Source organism: Modestobacter italicus, assembly GCF_000306785.1.
Classification (GTDB): Bacteria; Actinomycetota; Actinomycetes; order Mycobacteriales; family Geodermatophilaceae; genus Modestobacter; species Modestobacter italicus.
This window is the reverse complement of sequence record NC_017955.1, coordinates 4,981,269-4,999,426: the sequence shown is the minus strand read 5'-3', so window position 1 is coordinate 4,999,426 and position 18,158 is coordinate 4,981,269. Positions and strand designations below refer to the sequence as shown.

Below are 18,158 nucleotides of genomic sequence, written 5' to 3'. Positions count from 1 at the left end.
GCACGGGTGATCCCCCTGCGTCCGGACGACGACCCGCCGCCGCAGCCGCCGCCGGCCGCCCCGTCCTGGGAGGACCAGCTGGCCGGTGGGCTGGAGTTCCTCCGCCGCCGGGTCACCGGGGAGTACGACACCGACGAGTTCGGCTTCGACCCCGACCTGACCGACCACGTGCTGCTGCCGATGCTGCGGCCGTGGTTCGAGCGCTGGTTCCGGGTGGAGACCCAGGGGCTGGAGAACGTGCCGGACACCGGCGGTGCGCTGGTCGTGGCCAACCACTCCGGCACGATCCCGGTCGACGCGCTGATGGCCACCGTCGCGCTGCACGACGACCACCCGGCGTCGCGCCGGCTGCGGCTGCTCGGTGCCGACCTGGTCTTCCAGGTGCCCTTCGTCGGGGCGCTGGCGCGCAAGCTGGGCACCACGCTGGCCTGCAACGAGGACGCCGAGCGGCTGCTGTCCGAGGGTGAGCTGGTCGGGGTGTTCCCCGAGGGCTTCAAGGGCGTGGGCAAGCCGTTCAGCGAGCGGTACACGCTGCAGCGCTTCGGCCGCGGCGGCTTCGTGAGCGCGGCGCTGCGCACCGGGGCGCCGATCGTGCCGTGCGCGATCGTGGGCGCCGAGGAGATCTACCCGATGATCGGCAACGCCCGCACCGCCGCGCGGCTGCTGGGCCTGCCGTACTTCCCGATCACGCCGACGTTCCCGCTCCTCGGGCCGGCCGGGCTGGTGCCGTTGCCCTCGAAGTGGTTCATCGCCTTCGGCGAACCGATCGAGACCGCGTCCTACGGACCGGCCGCCGCCGACGACCCGATGGTCGTGTTCAACCTGACCGACCAGGTCCGCGAGACCATCCAGCACTCGCTCTACCGCCTCCTCCTGCAGCGCCGGTCAGTCTTCAGCTGAGCGCAGGCGACGCACGCACAGCGAGCTGGGTGAGCTGGTGGACCCGCCACAGTGACTCGTGACGACGGGAGGCCGGAGGCCTCCCCGAGGAACGAGCTCAACGGCTCAGCGCAGCAGGGGCACGGCTCCTGGCCTCGGTGTGGCCCGAAGGGTCACGATCAGAAGGGCCAGCGGTTGCGGCGGCGGAGGGCCACCAGGCCGCCGACGACGCCGCCGGACAGGGCGGCTGCGCCCACCGTCGGGACGCCGATCTTGGCGGCCTTGCGGCCGGTGCGGAAGTCCTTGACCGCCCAGCCGCGGGAGCGGGCCACCGCCTTGAGCTCCGAGTCGGGGTTCACCGCGACCGCCGTGCCGACCAGGCTGAGCATCGGCATGTCGTTGGTGGAGTCGCTGTAGGCGGTGCACCGCGACAGGTCCAGGCCCTCGCGCTCGGCCAGCGCCCGCACCGCCTGGGCCTTCGCCTCGCCGTGCATCATCTCGCCGACCAGTCGCCCGGTGAACTTCCCGTCGACGACCTCGGCGACCGTGCCCAGCGCGCCGGTGAGCCCCAGCCGGTGGGCGATGATCGAGGCCAGCTCCACGGGAGTGGCGGTGACCAGCCAGACCCGCTGGCCCGCGTCGAGGTGCTGCTGGGCCAGCAGCCGGGTGCCCGACCAGATCCGGTCGGCCATCAGCTCGCCGTAGATCTCCTCGCTGGCCTGCACGATCTCCTCGACCGGGCGGCCGGCGACGAAGGCGAGCGCGTTGTCCCGCACCGTGTGCATGTCGACCGCGCCCTCGGTGCCGGCGACCCGGAACTTGAACTGCTGCCAGACGAACGAGGCGACGTCGCGACCGGTGAAGTACTTGCGGGCGGCCAGGCCACGGGCGAACCAGAAGATCGAGGCGCCCATCATCATCGTGTTGTCGACGTCGAAGAACGCGGCGGCGGTGCGGTCGGGCGCGGGGGCCTCGGGGACGTCGGTCTCGGCTGCGGCGGCGGACGCCTCACCCGCGACGAGCGCGCGGGTCTCGTGGTCGTCGACCTCCGCCGGCATGCGCGCGGCACGGCCGCGGAAGGGCACTCGGACCACGCGCACCACCTCCCGGCGTCGACCCACCGTCGACCGCGACCCTAGCGTCGTGGGCTGACCGCTCCGGAGCCGGTCAGCAGCCCACGGTGATCAGCGGGGGCAGGCAGACCGACACCCCCGGCACCACCGGCGGCACGGAGACCACCGGGCCGGGCGGCGCGGACGGTGCCGGTCCGCCGGGCAGCGACGGCAGCGGGAGGCTGGGCACGGGCAGGGTGGGCACCGGGAGGCTCGGCGCGGGGAGGCTCGGCGCGGGCCGGCTGGGCACTGGGAGGCTCGGCAGCGGCTGGCCCGTGCGCGAGGTCGGCGCGGGCGCGGCGGACGTCGGCACCGCGGGAACCGCGCTCGTCGGCGCGCTGCTCGGCGTCGCGGGCACGGCGGCCGTGGTGCTCGGTGCCGTCGTGCCGGCAGCCGTCGGGGGAGCAGCCGGCGGCGCGGGCTCCGCGGGGCAGGGGGCGGGGCGGGGACCGAGCTCGTCGGTGCCCCCGGTCGACGGGCCGACGGGGCAGCCCAGCGCCCGGCCCAGGTCGGCGCCGCGGGCGGCGACCCGGACGGCGAGGTCGCGGGCGGCGGTCAGGGTGGCCTCGGCGCCGGGAGGAACGGCCCGGGCCAGCCGGTCGATGCCGGCCTGCTGGGCGTCGGCCCAGCCGGTGAGCACGGTGAGGGCGCCGGTGTCGGCGTGCGTCACGGCCGTCGTCGTCAGCGCGGCGGTGCCCTCCGCGGTCTGCGCGTCCATCGTCTGCAGGGTGTCCACCACCAGGTCGAGGTCCGGGCCGGCGGCCAGCACCGGGCTCCCGGCGGGGACGACGCCGGCGACGGGCGCGGCGTGCGGCTGCACCCCGACGAGCTGGCCGAGCTCGTCGAGCCGGGTGGTCGCGAAGCCGAGCAGGGTCAGGCCGCGGTCGTCGCCGGCCAGTGCGAGCCGGGTCTGCTCGCCGCCGCGCTTCACGCCGTACAGCAGGTCGCCCGGCCGGGCGCCCTGGGCGGAGGCGAGCAGCCCGCCGAGCGCGGCGAGGGTCAGCGCCGCAGCGACCAGGCCCGCCGTCAGCCGGGTCCGCCGGCGGGGAGCGCGCGCTGCGGCGGGGGAGCGGACGGCGGCCATCGCCACCAGCCGGGCCCGGGTGGCCGTGCGGAAGTCCTCGTCCGGGGTGGCGGCGTGCTCGGCCGCCAGCGCCTGCAGCCGCCCGAGCAGCGCCTCCTCCGACCGGGCGGGCCCGACGCCACGGCGGGCAGCACCCGGCGCGCCGTCGTCGTGCCCCGTCACCGTGTCCCTCCGCGTCCCGCTCGCCCCGGGCGCCGCCGCACCGGGCACCCCTGTCCGGTCAACGACCCCGTCGCACCGGCCGTTACGGGGTGCCGGCCGGTCATCGGTGCCGGACCGGCCCCACCGGTCACCGCAGCCCCTCCGGTACCAGGCTGGCCAGCCGGCGCACCGCCCGGTGCTGCAGCGCCTTCACGGCGCCCTCCCGCTTGCCCATCGCGGCCGCCGTCTCCGCGACCGACAGCCCCTGCACGAAGCGCAGCTGCAGACACTCGCGCTGCTCGGCGGACAGCCGCGCGACCGCGGCCATCAGCTCGGCGTCGGCCAGCCGCTGCAGCACCGCCTCCTCGGGGCCCGCGGTGGCCCGGTCGGCGTCGCGCATGTCCGCGGTCGGCACCTCCAGCCGGTACCGGCTGCTCTTCACGTGGTCCAGCAGCAGGTTGCGGGCGATGGTGACCAGCCAGGCGCCGACGTCCCGGCCCTGGTAGCTCAGCGAGTCGATCCGGCGCAGCGCGCGGACGAAGGTCTCGCTGGTGAGGTCCTCGGCCGTCGCCCGGTCGCCGGCCTTGTGGAACAGGTAGCGGAAGACGACGTCGACGTAGCGGTCGTAGAGCTCCCCGAAGCCCTCGGCGTCGCCGTCCTGGGCCCGGCGGACGAGCTCCCAGACGGCGCGCTGGTCGTCCGGCGGTGGCGCAGGGGCGGCGACCGGCGGAGGGGCCGGGGTGGGACGGGCGCGGGTCATGCCGGTCCCGCGCCTCCTCACGCCCCCACCCGAGGGGGAACCTGGCCGAGCACGCGCGGGGACGCTGCGGCCCGCGCCCCATGGTGACAACATCGGAGCCCTGCGTCCACGCGACCCGGCCGCCCGGCCGGTCGCCCTGACCCTGCGGAGGTCCGTCGTGCCGGTCGACGAGGTGCCGGCTGCCGACGTGGCCGCGGCGCGACCCGGTGAGGTGCGGTCCTTCTCCGCGCTGGTCCGCCGGGCGGCCGACGCGGCCGGCGCCGCGCCGGCCCTGGTCGCCGGCGACGTGCGGCTGAGCTGGGCGGAGCTCGACGCCCGGGTCGACCGGGCCGCGGCCGGGTACCGGGCCCGCGGGCTCGACCCCGGTGAGCGGGTCGCGGTGCAGCTGCGCAACGGCGTCGACTGGGTGGTCGCGGTGATGGGCGCGCTGCGGGCCGGGCTGGTGGTGGTGCCGGTGAACACGGCCTTCACCGACCCGGAGACCGAGCACCTGCTCGGCGACTCCGGTGCCCGGCTGCTCGTCGTCGGCACCCCGCGGGAGGAGCTCGCCGGGGTGCCGGTCAGCGTCGGGCCGCCGGCGTCGGACGACCCGGCCCCCGCCGACCCCGAGGACCCGGACGCGCTCGCCCTGCTGGCGTACACCAGCGGCACCACCGGCCGCCCGCGCGGCGCGATGCTCACCCACGCGGCCCTGCTGGCCAACCAGCAGCAGCTGCTGGGGCTGGACCCGGCGCCGGTGCGCACCGGCGACCGCGTGCTGCTGGTCCTCCCGCTCTTCCACGTCTACGGCCTCAACGCCGGCTGGGGCCTGGTCGCCGAGACCGCCGCCTGCGCCGTGCTGGTCGAGGAGTTCGACCCGGCGGCCACGCTCCGGCTGATGGCCGAGGAGGAGGTCACCGCCGTCCCCGGCGCGCCGCCGATGTACGCCGCCTGGCTCGCCGTCGCCGACGCGGCCGGCAGCGACGCCGCGCTGCGCCGCGGGTTCGCCGCGGTGCGCACCGCCAGCTGCGGCGCCGCCCCCATGCCCGGCGCGCTGTTCGAGGCGATGCGCACCCGGGCCGCGGTCACCGTCTGGGAGGGCTACGGGCTCACCGAGGCCGGGCCGGTGCTCACCAGCACGCTGGCCACCGGGCGGGCGAAGCCCGAGTGCATCGGCGGTCCGCTGCCCGGCGTGGAGCTCGTCCTGCGCGACACCGCCGGCGGCCCGACCGCCGGCCCCGACCCGGGCAGCCGGGTCCGCCAGGACGTCTTCGGCGACCCGTTCGCCGAGGAGGACGGTGAGTCCGACGCGGACGAGGCCGGCGAGATCTGCGCCCGCGGGCCCAACCTGTTCAGCGGGTTCTGGCCCGACGGTGCCGACGGCCCGGACGCCGCGGGCTGGCTGCCCACCGGCGACATCGCCTACCGGGACGCCGACGGCGACCTCCGGCTGGTCGACCGGCGCCGCGACCTGGTGCTGGTCAGCGGCTTCAACGTCTACCCCGGCGAGGTGGAGCGCGTCCTCGACGAGCACCCGGACGTGGCCGAGAGCGCGGTCATCGGCGTGCCCGACCCGCGGACCGGGGAGGCCGTGCACGCCGTCGTCGTCCGCACCCCGGACGGCGAGGTCACCGAGGAGCAACTGCGCGAGCACGCCGCCCGGTCGCTGGCCCGGTTCAAGGTGCCGGTCGGCGTGCACTTCGTCGCCGAGCTGCCGCACTCGCTGGCCGGCAAGGTCAGCCGGGCGCGGCTGCGGGAGCTGGGGCTGGAGCGGGCCGCCGCGGCCGCCGCCGCCGCGGAGGAGACCGATGGCTGAGCGCGTGCAGCTGCTCACCCGCCAGGGCTGCCACCTCTGCGTGGTCGCCGCGGAGACGCTGACCAGGATCGCCGGTGAGGAGGCCGGCCTGCCCGTGGAGCTGGTCGACGTCGACGCCGACCCCGAGCTGCGGGCCGAGTACGGCGACCTGGTGCCGGTGGTGCTGCTGGACGGCCGGGAGCACAGCTGCTTCACCGTCGACGTCGTCCGGTTGCGCCGGGACCTCGGCCTCGGCTGACCCACCGGCGCCCCGGACGGGTGGTCCGGGGCGTGGTCCTCGACACAGCGGGGGCCCGCGACCTGCGCAGACGCTCCCGGCGACTTTGTTCAGGCCTTCACAAGCGGTTACCGTGGCAGACGTCGGACGCCCCGCGCCCGCTGGTGAGTGTCTCAGTCCGAAGTCCCCCCGATCGACCCCGGGTCCTCCCGGTCGCGATCGGATCGCTGTGGAGTCTGCCCGTGTCGGAGTCGCGGCCCCGGATCGTCCCGGAGGCCACCGTCGCTCGTCTGGCCGTGTACCTGCGGGTGCTGGCCGGCCTCGCCGACGGCGGCCGCAGCTCGGTCTCCTCCGGTGAGCTGGCCTCCGCGGCCGGGGTGAACCCGGCCGGGCTGCGCAAGGACCTCTCCTACCTCGGCCCGTGCGGCGTCCGCGGCGTCGGCTACTCCGTGGCCGGCCTGCGGGAGCGGCTCACCGAGGTGCTCGGCGGGGAGCGGTCGCGCCCGTGCGTGCTGGTCGGCATCGGCCGGCTCGGCTCGGCGCTGGCCGACTACGCCGGGTTCGCCAGCCGGGGCTTCCAGTTCGTCGGGCTGCTCGACAGCGACCCGCGCACCGTCGGCACCGAGGTCGGGGGGCTCCCGGTCCACCCGGCCGAGGAGCTCGAGGTCGTCGTCGCCCGCACCGGGGCGACCATCGGGGTCATCACGACACCGGCCGAGGTGGCGCAGGCGGTCTGCGACCGGCTCGTCGCGGCCGGGGTGAGGAGCATCTTGAACTTCGCGCCGGTGGCGTTGACGGTCCCTGCGGGCGTCGACGTCCGAAAGGTCGACCTCTCGGTGGAGCTGCAGGTGCTGGCCTTCCTCGACCAGCAGCGCGACGGCTCCGCGCCCGTGGTCACCGCGCTCCGCGCCGACGCGCGGGAGTCGGTCCGATGAGCCTGCTCGCCGTCGGCATCAGCCACCAGACCGCGCCGGTCTCCCTGCTCGAGCAGGTCGCCATGAGCGGCGACGACACCGTCAAGACGCTGCACGAGCTGCTCGACGCCCAGCACGTCAGCGAGGCGCTCGTGCTCGCCACCTGCAACCGGATCGAGGTCTTCGCCGAGGTCGACCGGTTCCACGGCGGGATCACCGACGTCAGCCACGTGCTCGCCCGGCACGCCGGCGCGACGGTGGAGGAGCTCGCCCCGTACGTGACGGTCCACTACGAGGACCAGGCGATCGCGCACCTGTGCACCGTCGCCGCCGGCCTGGACTCCATGGTGGTCGGCGAGACCCAGGTCCTCGGCCAGCTCCGGGCGGCGTACGCGCTGGCCCAGGAGGAGGGCACGATCGGCCGGGAGCTGCACCCGATCGCCCAGCGCGCGCTGCGCGTGGGCAAGCGGGTGCACGCCGAGACCGGCATCGACAAGGCCGGCGCCTCGCTGGTCTCGGTCGCCCTCGACCGGGTCACCGACGTCCTCGGTGAGCTGGCCGGCCGGCCGGTCCTGGTGGTCGGCGCCGGCTCGATGGGTGCGCTCGCGGCCACCACGCTGGCCCGCCGCGGCGCCCAGGTCACCGTCAGCAGCCGGACGCCGGCCAGCGCCGCCCGGCTCGCCGAGTCCGTCGGCGGCCGGCAGGCCGACCTCGAGCAGCTGCCCGAGGAGCTCACCGCCGCCGACGTCCTGGTCACCTGCACGGGGGCCACCGGCACGGTCATCGGCACCGACGTGGTCTCCACCGCGCTCGCCGGCCGCGGCGGGCGCCCGCTGGTGGTCGTCGACCTGGCGCTGCCCCGCGACGTCGACACCGCCGTCGCCGGGATGCCCGGCGTGCACGTCGTCGACCTGGCGATGCTGCAGGGCGAGCGGGCCGCGCACCCCGGCCGCCCGGTGGCCGGGTCGGTCGCCGCCGACGACATCGCCGCCGCGCACGCCCTGGTCGAGCTGGAGACCTCGCTGCTGCGCGCCGAGCGGCAGGCCGCGGCGGTGGCCCCGACCGTCTCCGCGCTGCGCAGCCAGGCCGCCGAGGTGGTCGACGCGGAGCTGCTCCGGCTGTCCACCCGGCTGCCCGACCTGGACGCGAAGGCGCGCAGCGAGATCGCGCGCACCGTCCGCCGGGTCGTGGACAAGCTGCTGCACGAGCCGACCGTGCGGGTCAAGGAGCTGGCCAGCACGCCGAACGGCACCGACTACGCCGACGCGCTGCGGGCGCTGTTCGGACTCGGCCTCGACGGCGACACCGCCAGCCTCTCCCGCGCGGTCACCGTCGACCCCCAGCTCCCGGCCGGGACGCGGCTGTCCTCCCTGGACGTCCTCTCCGTCGAGGGGGCCCCCGAGTGACCGACCTGCGGACCGCGACCCTCCGGCTGGGCACCCGGGCCAGCCAGCTGGCGCTGACCCAGTCCCAGCTGGTCGCCGACGCGCTGAGCAGCTCCAGCGGCGTGCCGGTCGAGCTGGTGCACGTGAGCACCTACGGCGACCGGTCGACCGAGGCGATCGCCCAGCTCGGCGGCACCGGCGTGTTCGTCAGCGCGCTGCGCGACGCCCTGCACGCCGGCACCGTCGACCTCGCCGTGCACAGCTTCAAGGACCTGCCGACCGCGCCCACCCCCGGGCTCACCGTCGCCGCCGTGCCGGCCCGCGAGGACCCGCGCGACGTGCTCGTCGCCCGCGACGGGCTGACGCTCGGCGAGCTGCCCCCGGGTGCCCGGATCGGCACCGGCGCGCCGCGGCGGATGGCCCAGCTGCGCGCGCTCGGGCTCGGCCTGGAGATCGTGCCGATCCGCGGCAACGTCGACACCCGGATGGGCAAGGTCGCCTCCGGTGAGCTGGACGCCGTCGTCCTGGCCCGCGCCGGGCTGGCCCGGATCGGCCGGCTGTCGGCGGTCACCGAGACCCTCGACCCGATCCAGGTCCTGCCCGCCCCGGCGCAGGGCGCCCTGGCCGTGGAGTGCCGCAGCGACGACACCCGGGTCCGGGAGCTGCTCGCCGCGCTCGACGACCCGGCCGCCCGGGCCTGCGTCGCCGCCGAGCGGGCCGTGCTCGCCGCGCTCGAGGCAGGCTGCAGCGCACCGGTGGCCGCGCACGCCGAGCTCACCGAGGCCGAGGACGGCTCCGCCGAGCTGTGGCTGCGCGCCTCGGTCACCGCGATCGACGGCAGCGACTCCGTCCGCGACTCGGTCTCCGGACCGGCCGCCGAGGCCGAGTCCCTGGGCCGGCGGCTCGCCGCCGAGCTGCTCGACCGGGACGCCGCCGCGCTGATGGCGGCCAGCCGATGACCCCTCCCCCCGCGGTGCACCTCGTCTCCGACCCACCCCGCCACCCACCCACCCGTCCCGCACCACCCGCAGCGACCCCCTCCAGGGGCAGGAACAGGAGCACGCGATGACGCGCTCACGCAAGCAGAACGGCAACGGCAAGGGCACGGTGGTCTTCGTCGGCGCCGGCCCCGGCGACCCGGAGCTCCTCACCGTCCGGGCCGGCGCCGCGATCGCCGGTGCCGACACCGTGCTGGCCGACCCGGACGTGTCCGCTGCCGTCCTCGAGGCGGTGCGCACGGCGCACCCGGACCTCGAGCTCACCACGGTCAGCGGTGAGCCGGCCGAGGTCGCCAAGGGCGCCGTCGCCGCCGCCAAGAACGGCGGCGTCGTCGTCCGGCTGGTCGCCGGCGACCCGTTCACCAGCGACGCCGTGGTCAAGGAGGCGCTGGCGGTCACCCGCACCAGCGTCGCCTTCGACGTCGTCCCCGGTGTCGCCGTCGGCACCGCGGTGCCCGCCTACGCCGGCGTCCCGCTGGGCGCCAGCTCCGTGCAGGCCGACCTGCGCGCGGTCGACGCCCCCGTCGACCTGGCCGCGCTGGCCGCCGCCGCCACCGGCACCGGCAGCCCGCTGGTGCTGCAGGCCACCGCCGAGCAGCTGCCCACCACCGCCGCCGCGCTGGTCGACGGCGGCATGCCGGGCAGCACCCCGGTGGTCGTCACCACCGAGGGCACCGGCACCGCGCAGAAGAGCGTGGCCAGCAAGCTGTCCGCGGTCGCGGAGAAGTCCGCGGGGCTGGACAGCCTCACCGGGGGCGTCGTGGTCACCGTCGGTGCCGCGGTCGACAAGCGCGCCAAGCTGTCCTGGTGGGAGAGCCGCCCGCTGTTCGGCTGGCGGGTCCTGGTGCCCCGCACCAAGGAGCAGGCCGGCGACATGAGCGAGCGGCTGCGCGCCTACGGCGCCGTCCCGGTCGAGGTGCCGACCATCGCCGTCGAGCCGCCGCGCAGCCCCGCGCAGATGGACCGCGCGGTCAAGGGCCTGGTCACCGGCCGCTACGGCTGGATCGTGTTCACCTCGACCAACGCCGTGCGCGCGGTCCGGGAGAAGTTCACCGAGCTGGGCCTGGACGCCCGCGCGTTCGCCGGGGTCAAGGTCGCCTGCGTCGGCCAGCAGACCGCCGACGCCGTCCGGGAGTTCGGCATCGTGCCGGAGCTGGTGCCCACCGGTGACCAGTCCAGCGAGGGCCTGCTCGCCGACTTCCCGCCCTACGACGACGTCTTCGACCCGATCGACCGGGTGCTGCTGCCGCGCGCCGACATCGCCACCGAGACCCTCGCCGCCGGGCTCAAGGAGCGCGGCTGGGAGATCGACGACGTGACCGCGTACCGCACGGTGCGCGCCGCGCCGCCGGCCGCCGCGGTCCGCGAGGCGATCAAGGGCGGTGGCTTCGACGCGGTCTGCTTCACCTCCTCCTCGACCGTGCGCAACCTCGTCGGCATCGCCGGCAAGCCGCACGCCCGCACCGTCGTCTCGGTGATCGGGCCGGCCACCGCGGCCAGCGCCACCGAGTTCGGCCTGCGGGTCGACGTCCAGCCCGAGGTTGCCGCCGTCGGCCCGCTGGTCGACGCGCTGGCCGAGTTCGCCCAGGCCCGCCGGGCCGAGGCGGAGGCGGAGAAGTGACCTCCGGGGGCGGCGCGAACCCGGGGTTCGCGCGGGGCCGCCGGCTCCGCTCGACCCCGGCCATGCGGCGCTGGACGGCGCAGACCCGGCTGGCCCCCGCCGACTTCGTGCTGCCCGTCTTCGTCAAGGAGGGGCTGACCGACCCGCAGCCGATCTCCTCGATGCCCGGCGTCGTGCAGCACTCGCTGGACTCGCTGCGCAAGGCCGCGCACGAGGCCGCGGAGGCCGGCATCAGCGGGCTGATGCTGTTCGGCATCCCGGCGGAGAAGGACGCGGTCGGCTCGCAGGCCGACGCCGCCGACGGGATCGTCAACGTCGCCCTGCAGCAGCTGCGGGCCGACCTCGGCGACGAGCTGGTGCTGATGGCCGACCTCTGCCTGTGCGAGTACACCGACCACGGGCACTGCGGCGTCATCACCCCGGCCGGCGTCGTCGACAACGACCCGACGCTGGACCGCTACGCCGCGGTCGCCATCGCGCAGGCCCGGGCCGGCGCCCACGTCATCGCCCCCAGCGGGATGATGGACGGGCAGGTCGCCGCGATCCGGGCCGGGCTGGACTCCAGCGCCTACACCGAGACCCCGGTGCTGGCCTACGCCGCCAAGTACGCGTCGGGCTTCTACGGGCCGTTCCGGGAGGCCGCCGAGGGGGCGCCGCAGTTCGGCGACCGCTCGACCTACCAGATGGACCCGCCCAACGCCGACGAGGCGCTGCGCGAGGTGGCGCAGGACCTCGCCGAGGGCGCGGACGCCGTCATGGTCAAGCCGGCGCTGCCGTACCTGGACATCGTCTCGAAGGTCGCCGACGCCGTCGACGTCCCGGTCAGCGCCTACCAGGTCAGCGGCGAGTACGCGATGATCGAGGCCGCCGCCGCGCACGGCTGGATCGACCGCCGCCGGGCCGTGCTGGAGACCCTCACCGCGATCCGCCGGGCCGGGGCCGGGTCGGTGCTGACCTACTGGGCGGTCGAGGCCGCCCGCTGGCTCCGCTGAGGAAGGACCCCCTCTCCCCCCACGCCTCGCAACCTCGGCGCGGGGCCCTGAGAGGGGGCCGTCCAGTGTGCGGGACCGGCCGCACAGCTGACCCTGGGAGAGTGGAGCCGTGACCGAGCCGTACCCGTACGAGGCGCCCGTGTCGGCGCAGTTGTTCGACCGGGCGGGGCAGGTGACGCCGGGCGGGGTCAACTCCCCGGTGCGCGCCTTCCGCGCCGTCGGGGGCACCCCCCGGTTCATGGCCTCCGGGTCCGGGGCCTGGCTGACCGACGTCGACGGCCGCCGCTACGTCGACCTCGTCGCCTCGTGGGGCCCGATGATCCTGGGCCACGCGCACCCCGAGGTGGTCGACGCGGTCACCGCCGCCGCGCGCCGCGGGTTCACCTTCGGCACCCCCACCTCCGGGGAGGTCGACCTGGCCGAGGAGATCGTCGGCCGGGTCGCGCCGGTCGAGCGGGTCCGGCTGGTCAACTCCGGCACCGAGGCGGTGCTCTCCGCCGTCCGGCTGGCCCGGGGGTACACCGGCCGGCCGCTGGTGGTGAAGTTCGCCGGCTGCTACCACGGGCACGTCGACGCGCTGCTGGCCTCCGCCGGCTCCGGCGTCGCGACCCTGGGCCTGCCCGACACCCCCGGCGTCACCACCGGGGCGGCCGCCGACACGATCGTCGTCCCCTACAACGACGTCGCCGCGGTCGAGCAGGTGTTCGCCGAGCGGGGTGACCAGATCGCCTGCCTGATCACCGAGGCGTCGCCGGGCAACATGGGCGTCGTCCCGCCGCTGGACGGCTTCAACGGCCACCTGCGCCGGATCACCGCGGCGCACGGCGCGCTGCTGGTCGTCGACGAGGTGATGACCGGTTTCCGGGTCTCCCGGTCCGGTTGGTACGGGCTCGACCCGGTCGACGCCGACCTGTTCACCTTCGGCAAGGTGATGGGCGGCGGTATGCCGGCCGCCGCGTTCGGCGGCCGGGCCGACGTCATGGACCAGCTGGCGCCCTCCGGCCCGGTCTACCAGGCCGGCACGCTGGCCGGGAACCCGGTCGCCGTCGCCGCCGGGCTCACCACGCTGCGGCTGTGCACCGACGAGGTCTACGCCCGCTGCGACGAGGTCGCGGCCACCCTGCGCGGGGCGGCCAGCGCGGCGCTGTTCGGGGCCGGCGTCCCGCACCGGGTGCAGCAGGCCGGGTCGATGTTCTCGGTCTTCTTCGTGCCCGACGAGCGCCAGGTGCGCGACTACGACGACGCCCGCAGCCAGGACGTCGCCGCGCACAGCGCCTTCTTCCACGCGATGCTCGCCCGCGGGGTCTACCTGCCGCCGTCGGCGTTCGAGGCCTGGTTCGTCAGCGCCGCGCTGGACGACGACGCCGTCGACCACGTGCTGGCGGCGCTGCCGGCCGCTGCGGAGGCCGCCGCGGCCGCGCTCGGCGGCCGGGCGCCGTCTCCGCAGTCCTACGACGCCCAGGAGCTCCAGCCGTGACGCTGACGACCGTCCACCTCATGCGGCACGGCGAGGTGTTCAACCCCGGCGGCGTGCTCTACGGCCGGCTCCCCGGCTTCCGGCTCTCCGACGCCGGTGAGGCCATGGCGAAGACGGCCGCCGGCTGGTTCGCCGAGCGCGACGTCACCCACCTGGTCGCCAGCCCGCTGGAGCGGGCCCAGCAGACCGCCCGGCCCATCGCCGAGAGCCTCGGCCTGGAGATCGCCACCGACGAGCGGCTGATCGAGGCCGGGAACGACTTCGAGGGCAAGACCTTCGGCGTCGGCGACGGGTCGATGAAGCACCCGGAGAACTGGTGGCGGCTGCGGAACCCGTGGAAGCCGTCGTGGGGCGAGCCGTACCGCGAGATCGCCGCCCGGATGCTCGGCGCGGTCGCCACCGCCCGGGAGGCGGCGCGCGGGCACGAGGCCGTCTGCGTCAGCCACCAGCTGCCCATCTGGACGGTGCGGCTGCACCTCGAGGGCCGCAGCTACCTGCACGACCCCCGCAAGCGCGAGTGCGGGCTGGCCAGCGTCACCTCGCTGGTCTACGACGACGACCGGCTGGTGCGGCTGGAGTACGCCGAGCCGGCCGGCGCCACCGACCAGGACGCGGTGCCCGGTGCGTAGCAGCCTGGTCCTGCTGCTCGCCGCCGTGGCGCTGACCGGCTGCACCAGCGGCGAGGGCACCGCCGTCGACGTCAACAACGGCGGGGAGTTCCGCTTCGTCGCCGGCACGGCGGCCGGCGAGGTGATCCCGGTGGCCGAGCGCGCCAGCGCGCCGGAGTTCGCCGGCACGCTGCTGGACGGCGCCGAGTTCTCCTCGACCGACCTGGCCGGGGACGTCGCGGTGCTCAACTTCTGGGGTTCCTGGTGCGCGCCGTGCCGGGTGGAGACCCCGGAGTTCCAGGAGGTCTACACCGAGGTCGCCGACTCCGGCGTGCAGTTCCTCGGGCTCAACGTGAAGGACCAGGAGCAGTTCGCCGAGGCGTTCGTCGACAGCAAGGGGATCACCTTCCCGTCGCTGTTCGACCCCAAGGGCGAGGTCGCCCTGGCGTTCCGGGACTACCCGGCCAGCGCCATCCCCTCCACCATCGTGCTGGACCGGGAGAGCCGGGTGGCCGCGGTGTACACCGGTGAGGTGCGGCAGGACGACCTGCGCACCGTGCTGGCCGAGCTGACCGGGGAGGCGTGAGATGGCCGAGGGCGTGACCGACCTCGTCACCGACGGGCCGCTGCTGGTGGCCGCCGTCGTCGCCGCGCTGGCCGGCCTGATCAGCTTCGCCTCGCCCTGCGTGCTGCCGCTGGTGCCCGGCTACCTCTCCTACGTGACCGGGCTGGTCGGCACCGGCACCGGCGCCCGCGCCGCGACCCCGGCACCGGCCGGCGCCGGCGCGGTCGCCACCGCGGTGCGCACCGACGAGCGGCCCGGCCGCGGCCGGATGGTCGCCGGCGCGCTGCTGTTCGTGCTCGGGTTCACCCTGGTCTTCGTCACCATCAGCACCGCCGTGGGCGGGCTGGGCCGGCTGCTGCTGCAGCACAACGACGCGATCACCCGCGTGCTGGGCGTGGTCACCATCGTCGTCGGGCTCGGCTTCCTGGGCTGGCTGCCGCTGCTGCAGCGCACCGCCCGGCTCAGCGCCCGCCCGGCGGTCGGGCTGGCCGGCGCTCCGCTGCTGGGCATCGTCTTCGGCCTGGGCTGGACCCCGTGCCTGGGGCCTACGCTGTCGGCGGTCAACTCGCTGGCCTTCACCGAGGCCAACCCCGGCCGGGGGGCGTTCCTCGGCGTCGCCTACTGCCTCGGCCTCGGCGTGCCCTTCGTGTTGGTCGCGCTGGGCGCCCGCTGGGCCGTGGGGGCGACGTCGTTCCTGCGCACCCACGCGCGCACCGTCACCCGGGTCGGTGGCGTCGTCCTGATAGGAGTGGGGCTGATGCTGGTGACCGGCGCGTGGACCGAGCTGATGCAGTGGCTGCGGGGCTGGCTGGCCGCCACCGGCCTGGGTCAGGGGGCTCCGCTGTGACGACGACCGCTCCTCCACGGCCGGCCGCGGTGCCGACGCCACCGTCCCGGCCGTCGGCCGGCCGGCGGGTGCTCAACCGGCTGCTGCGCTGGTGGCGGCAGCTGACCGCGATGCGGACCGCGCTGGTGCTGCTGTTCCTGCTCGCCGTGGCGGCGATCCCGGGGTCGCTGCTGCCGCAGCGGTCGCTGTCGCAGAGCAACGTCAGCCAGTACTTCGTCGACCACCCGACGCTCGCCCCCTGGCTGGACCGGCTGTACCTGTTCGACGTCTTCAGCTCGCCGTGGTTCGCCGCGATCTACCTGCTGCTGTTCATCTCGCTCATCGGCTGCGTCGTGCCGCGGGCCGTCGAGCACGCCCGGTCGTTGTTCGCCCCGCCGCCGACCGCCCCCCGGCACCTGCTGCGGCTGCCGGAGAACACCGAGCTGCAGGCGCCGCTGGCCGGCCCGGCGGCGCTCGACGTCGTCGAGGAGGAGCTGCGGGTCCGCCGCTTCCGGGTGGTCCGCCGCGAGGGCCGGTCGGGTCCGGAGCTGTCCGCGGAGAAGGGCTACCTGCGGGAGACCGGCAACGTGCTCTTCCACTTCTCGCTGCTGGCGCTGCTGCTCGGGCTGGCCGCCGGGAAGATGTGGGGTTACGAGGGCAGCATCCTGGTCACCGAGGGCCAGGGCTTCTGCAACTCCTTCCAGCAGTACGACACCTACCGTTCGGGTCCGCTGGTCGACAGCGGTGACCTGGCGCCGTTGTGCGTGGACCTGACCGACTTCCAGGCGCAGTACGAGGACGACCTCACCGCTGCGTCCTACACCGCCGACATCGACTACCAGCTCGACGGCTCCGCTGAACCCCCCGTGACGATCGGGGTCAACGACCCGCTGCGCATCGACGGTGCCCGGGTGTACGTCACCGGCCACGGCTACAGCCCCGAGTTCAGCATCACGCTGCCCGACGGGACGACGTTCACCGACCTCTCCGCGCCGTTCATCCCAGCCGATCAGGGCACCATGGCCAGCCAGGGCGTGCTCAAGGTCCCCGACCTGGGGGCCGGTGCCACCGACCAGCTGGCGATCGAGGGGTTCTTCGCGCCGACCGGCGCGCTGCAGGGCGGCGTGCTCACCTCGGTCGACCCTCGGCCGCTGGACCCGCAGGTGGCGGTCGTGGTCTACACCGGCTACCTGGGCCTGGACTCCGGGCTCCCGCAGTCGGTGTTCTCCCTCGACCAGAACCAGATCGACCGCGGCCTGCTCACCGAGCAGGGCCGGGCGAACCTCGCGGCGGGGGAGTCGATGACGCTGCCTGACGGGACGGTGGTCACCTTCAGCGGCGTCAAGGAGTTCGCCGCGCTGCAGGTGTCCCACGACCCGGGCCAGATCTGGGTGCTCGGGGCGGCGGTGGCGGTCCTCGCCGGGCTGCTCGGCATGCTGCTGGTCCGCCGCGAGCGGGTGTTCGCCCGTGTCGCACCGGCCGCCGACGGCGGGGGTACCGTGCTGTCGATCGGCTCGTTGACCCGCGGCAGCGCCGACACCGGGCCCCGGTTCACGGCGCTCACCGACGCCGTCCAGGCGGCGCTCACCGCGCGCAGCACGGCGGCCCCGGCCGCTCAGCAACTCTCCGAGGAGGCACCGCCGTCGTGATCGACGAGTCGCTCGCCAGGTTGTCCGACACGTTCTTCACGATCACGGTCGTGGTGTACTCGCTGGCCGTCGTGGCCTTCTGCGCCGAGCTGGCCTTCGGCCGGCCGGCGGCGCGCACCCGGCAGCTGGTCGCCGCCGGCGACGTCCCGGCCGAGCAGCCGGACGTCGAGCCCGTCCGCGCCCGCCGGCTGGGTGCGGTGGCGATGGCCCTCACCGGCCTGGGGCTGCTCACCCACGCCGCCGTCGTGGTGACCCGCGGCCTGGCCGCCGACCGGTTGCCCTGGGGCAACATGTACGAGTTCACCACCGTCGTCGTGCTCGTCGCGGTGGTCTCCTACACGCTGCTGGCGGTGCGCGCCCCGGAGCTGCGGCACATCGGGCTCTTCGTCATGGGCCCGGTCGTGGTGGCCATGGCCCTCATCCGGCTGGTCCTCTACGTGCAGGCCGGCCCGCTCGTGGCCGCCCTGCGGTCGTGGTGGCTCGCGGTGCACGTGACGACGGCGACGCTCGGCTTCGGCATCTTCTTCGTCAGCGGCATCGTCAGCGTGCTGTACCTGGTCAAGAGCCGCCGCGAGGAGCGGGTCGCCGCCGGCGCGGTGCCGGCCCCCTCGCTGCTGGACCGGCTGCCCTCGGCGGCCGCCCTGGACCGCACGGCCCACCGCACCGTCGTGTTCGGCTTCCCGATCTGGACCTTCGCGGTCATCGCCGGGGCCATCTGGGCGGAGAGCGCCTGGGGCCGGTTCTGGGGCTGGGACCCCAAGGAGACGTGGGCCTTCATCGCCTGGGTCGTCTACGCCGCCTACCTGCACGCCCGGACGACGTCCGGCTGGCGGGGCCGCCCGTCCGCGTGGATCAACGTCGTCGGGCTCGCGGTGATGGTCTTCAACCTGCTGTACGTCAACTTCGTCTCCACCGGGCTGCACAGCTACGCCGGGGTCAGCTGACCCTCGGCGGTGGCGGGCCGGTCACCCCCGGCCCCGTGCGATCCTGGGTGCATGACCGATCCCGGTGACCCGGTGGATGGCAGTTCGACCGACGACGGCGCGCTGGGCTGGCCCGGCGACCCTCGGGAGGGCAGCGGCCTCGGCTGGCCGGGCGGGAGCAGACCCGCCGCCTGAGGTGCCGTGCGTGGCCG

Annotated in this window: 18 protein-coding genes; 15 read left to right on the top strand and 3 right to left on the bottom strand. The window is 75.5% G+C overall.

Annotation, left to right across the window (positions count from 1 at the left end; genetic code table 11):
• The first annotated feature begins 6 nt into the window (after window positions 1-6).
• Window positions 7-900 carry a lysophospholipid acyltransferase family protein gene (locus tag MODMU_RS23720; protein WP_014742938.1) on the top strand — a complete coding sequence of 298 codons (894 nt, stop codon included), beginning with the start codon at window positions 7-9 and terminating at the stop codon, window positions 898-900.
• Window positions 901-1,058: 158 nt separating this feature from the next.
• Here the strand turns inward: MODMU_RS23720 and MODMU_RS23715 are convergent, their stop codons facing one another.
• The 3 genes from MODMU_RS23715 to MODMU_RS23705 all read right to left on the bottom strand — a co-directional run bounded on the left by MODMU_RS23715 (window position 1,059) and on the right by MODMU_RS23705 (window position 3,976).
• Entirely contained in the window at window positions 1,059-1,973 is a 915-nt protein-coding gene (locus MODMU_RS23715) for an HAD family hydrolase (protein ID WP_014742937.1), read from the bottom strand.
• Between the two features lie 73 nt (window positions 1,974-2,046).
• Entirely contained in the window at window positions 2,047-3,237 is a 1,191-nt protein-coding gene (locus MODMU_RS23710; RefSeq protein WP_014742936.1) for a hypothetical protein, read from the bottom strand.
• A gap of 127 nt (window positions 3,238-3,364) precedes the next feature.
• Complete coding sequence (locus MODMU_RS23705; RefSeq protein WP_231851713.1) at window positions 3,365-3,976, bottom strand: sigma-70 family RNA polymerase sigma factor; 612 nt, start codon at window positions 3,974-3,976, stop codon at window positions 3,365-3,367.
• Between the two features lie 157 nt (window positions 3,977-4,133).
• Between MODMU_RS23705 and MODMU_RS23700 the strand changes: the two genes are divergently transcribed.
• From MODMU_RS23700 to MODMU_RS30175, 14 genes are all read left to right on the top strand, one after another.
• Window positions 4,134-5,771 (top strand): AMP-binding protein, encoded by a 1,638-nt coding sequence (locus MODMU_RS23700; RefSeq protein ID WP_014742934.1) that lies wholly within the window; start codon window positions 4,134-4,136, stop codon window positions 5,769-5,771.
• Entirely contained in the window at window positions 5,764-6,009 is a 246-nt protein-coding gene (locus MODMU_RS23695) for a glutaredoxin family protein (protein WP_014742933.1), read from the top strand. The genes MODMU_RS23700 and MODMU_RS23695 overlap by 8 nt, the downstream gene beginning before the upstream one ends.
• Window positions 6,010-6,230: 221 nt before the next feature.
• Window positions 6,231-6,923 carry a redox-sensing transcriptional repressor Rex gene (locus tag MODMU_RS23690; RefSeq protein WP_014742932.1) on the top strand — a complete coding sequence of 231 codons (693 nt, stop codon included), beginning with the start codon at window positions 6,231-6,233 and terminating at the stop codon, window positions 6,921-6,923.
• Window positions 6,920-8,308 carry a glutamyl-tRNA reductase gene (locus MODMU_RS23685; protein ID WP_014742931.1) on the top strand — a complete coding sequence of 463 codons (1,389 nt, stop codon included), beginning with the start codon at window positions 6,920-6,922 and terminating at the stop codon, window positions 8,306-8,308. Before MODMU_RS23690 ends, MODMU_RS23685 begins: the two co-directional genes overlap by 4 nt.
• The gene (gene hemC / locus MODMU_RS23680; RefSeq protein WP_014742930.1) at window positions 8,305-9,246 is read left to right on the top strand and encodes a hydroxymethylbilane synthase; all 942 of its coding nucleotides are present in this window, start codon (window positions 8,305-8,307) and stop codon (window positions 9,244-9,246) included. The genes MODMU_RS23685 and hemC overlap by 4 nt, the downstream gene beginning before the upstream one ends.
• 106 nt (window positions 9,247-9,352) lie before the next feature.
• On the top strand, window positions 9,353-10,906 hold the full coding sequence (locus MODMU_RS23675) for a bifunctional uroporphyrinogen-III C-methyltransferase/uroporphyrinogen-III synthase (RefSeq protein WP_014742929.1): 1,554 nt from the start codon (window positions 9,353-9,355) through the stop codon (window positions 10,904-10,906).
• Window positions 10,903-11,898, top strand: coding sequence for a porphobilinogen synthase (gene hemB, locus MODMU_RS23670; protein ID WP_014742928.1), 996 nt, complete (start codon window positions 10,903-10,905; stop codon window positions 11,896-11,898). The genes MODMU_RS23675 and hemB overlap by 4 nt, the downstream gene beginning before the upstream one ends.
• A gap of 109 nt (window positions 11,899-12,007) precedes the next feature.
• Window positions 12,008-13,375, top strand: coding sequence for a glutamate-1-semialdehyde 2,1-aminomutase (hemL, locus tag MODMU_RS23665; protein ID WP_014742927.1), 1,368 nt, complete (start codon window positions 12,008-12,010; stop codon window positions 13,373-13,375).
• Window positions 13,372-14,004 (top strand): histidine phosphatase family protein, encoded by a 633-nt coding sequence (locus MODMU_RS23660; RefSeq protein ID WP_014742926.1) that lies wholly within the window; start codon window positions 13,372-13,374, stop codon window positions 14,002-14,004. Before hemL ends, MODMU_RS23660 begins: the two co-directional genes overlap by 4 nt.
• Window positions 13,997-14,569, top strand: coding sequence for a TlpA family protein disulfide reductase (locus tag MODMU_RS23655; protein WP_014742925.1), 573 nt, complete (start codon window positions 13,997-13,999; stop codon window positions 14,567-14,569). The genes MODMU_RS23660 and MODMU_RS23655 overlap by 8 nt, the downstream gene beginning before the upstream one ends.
• Before the next feature lies 1 nt (window position 14,570).
• Window positions 14,571-15,395: a cytochrome c biogenesis CcdA family protein gene (locus MODMU_RS23650; RefSeq protein WP_014742924.1), complete on the top strand. Its 825-nt coding sequence runs from the start codon at window positions 14,571-14,573 to the stop codon at window positions 15,393-15,395.
• Window positions 15,396-15,424: 29 nt separating this feature from the next.
• Window positions 15,425-17,023: a cytochrome c biogenesis protein ResB gene (gene resB / locus MODMU_RS23645; protein ID WP_041795575.1), complete on the top strand. Its 1,599-nt coding sequence runs from the start codon at window positions 15,425-15,427 to the stop codon at window positions 17,021-17,023.
• Window positions 17,020-17,967, top strand: a complete 948-nt coding sequence (gene ccsB, locus MODMU_RS23640; protein ID WP_014742922.1) for a c-type cytochrome biogenesis protein CcsB — start codon at window positions 17,020-17,022, stop codon at window positions 17,965-17,967. The genes resB and ccsB overlap by 4 nt, the downstream gene beginning before the upstream one ends.
• Window positions 17,968-18,018: 51 nt before the next feature.
• Window positions 18,019-18,141 (top strand): hypothetical protein, encoded by a 123-nt coding sequence (locus MODMU_RS30175; protein ID WP_269454050.1) that lies wholly within the window; start codon window positions 18,019-18,021, stop codon window positions 18,139-18,141.
• Window positions 18,142-18,158: the final 17 nt, after the last annotated feature.

What these genes read in the sequence shown, in the direction of transcription:
- MODMU_RS23650 (WP_014742924.1), top strand. Translation starts at nt 14,571, where the DNA reads ATGGCCGAGGGCGTGACCGACCTCGTCACCGACGGGCCGCTGCTGGTG.
- MODMU_RS23705 (WP_231851713.1), bottom strand. Translation starts at nt 3,976, where the DNA reads ATGACCCGCGCCCGTCCCACCCCGGCCCCTCCGCCGGTCGCCGCCCCT.
- MODMU_RS23675 (WP_014742929.1), top strand. Translation starts at nt 9,353, where the DNA reads ATGACGCGCTCACGCAAGCAGAACGGCAACGGCAAGGGCACGGTGGTC.
- MODMU_RS23685 (WP_014742931.1), top strand. Translation starts at nt 6,920, where the DNA reads ATGAGCCTGCTCGCCGTCGGCATCAGCCACCAGACCGCGCCGGTCTCC.
- MODMU_RS30175 (WP_269454050.1), top strand. Translation starts at nt 18,019, where the DNA reads ATGACCGATCCCGGTGACCCGGTGGATGGCAGTTCGACCGACGACGGC.
- MODMU_RS23695 (WP_014742933.1), top strand. Translation starts at nt 5,764, where the DNA reads ATGGCTGAGCGCGTGCAGCTGCTCACCCGCCAGGGCTGCCACCTCTGC.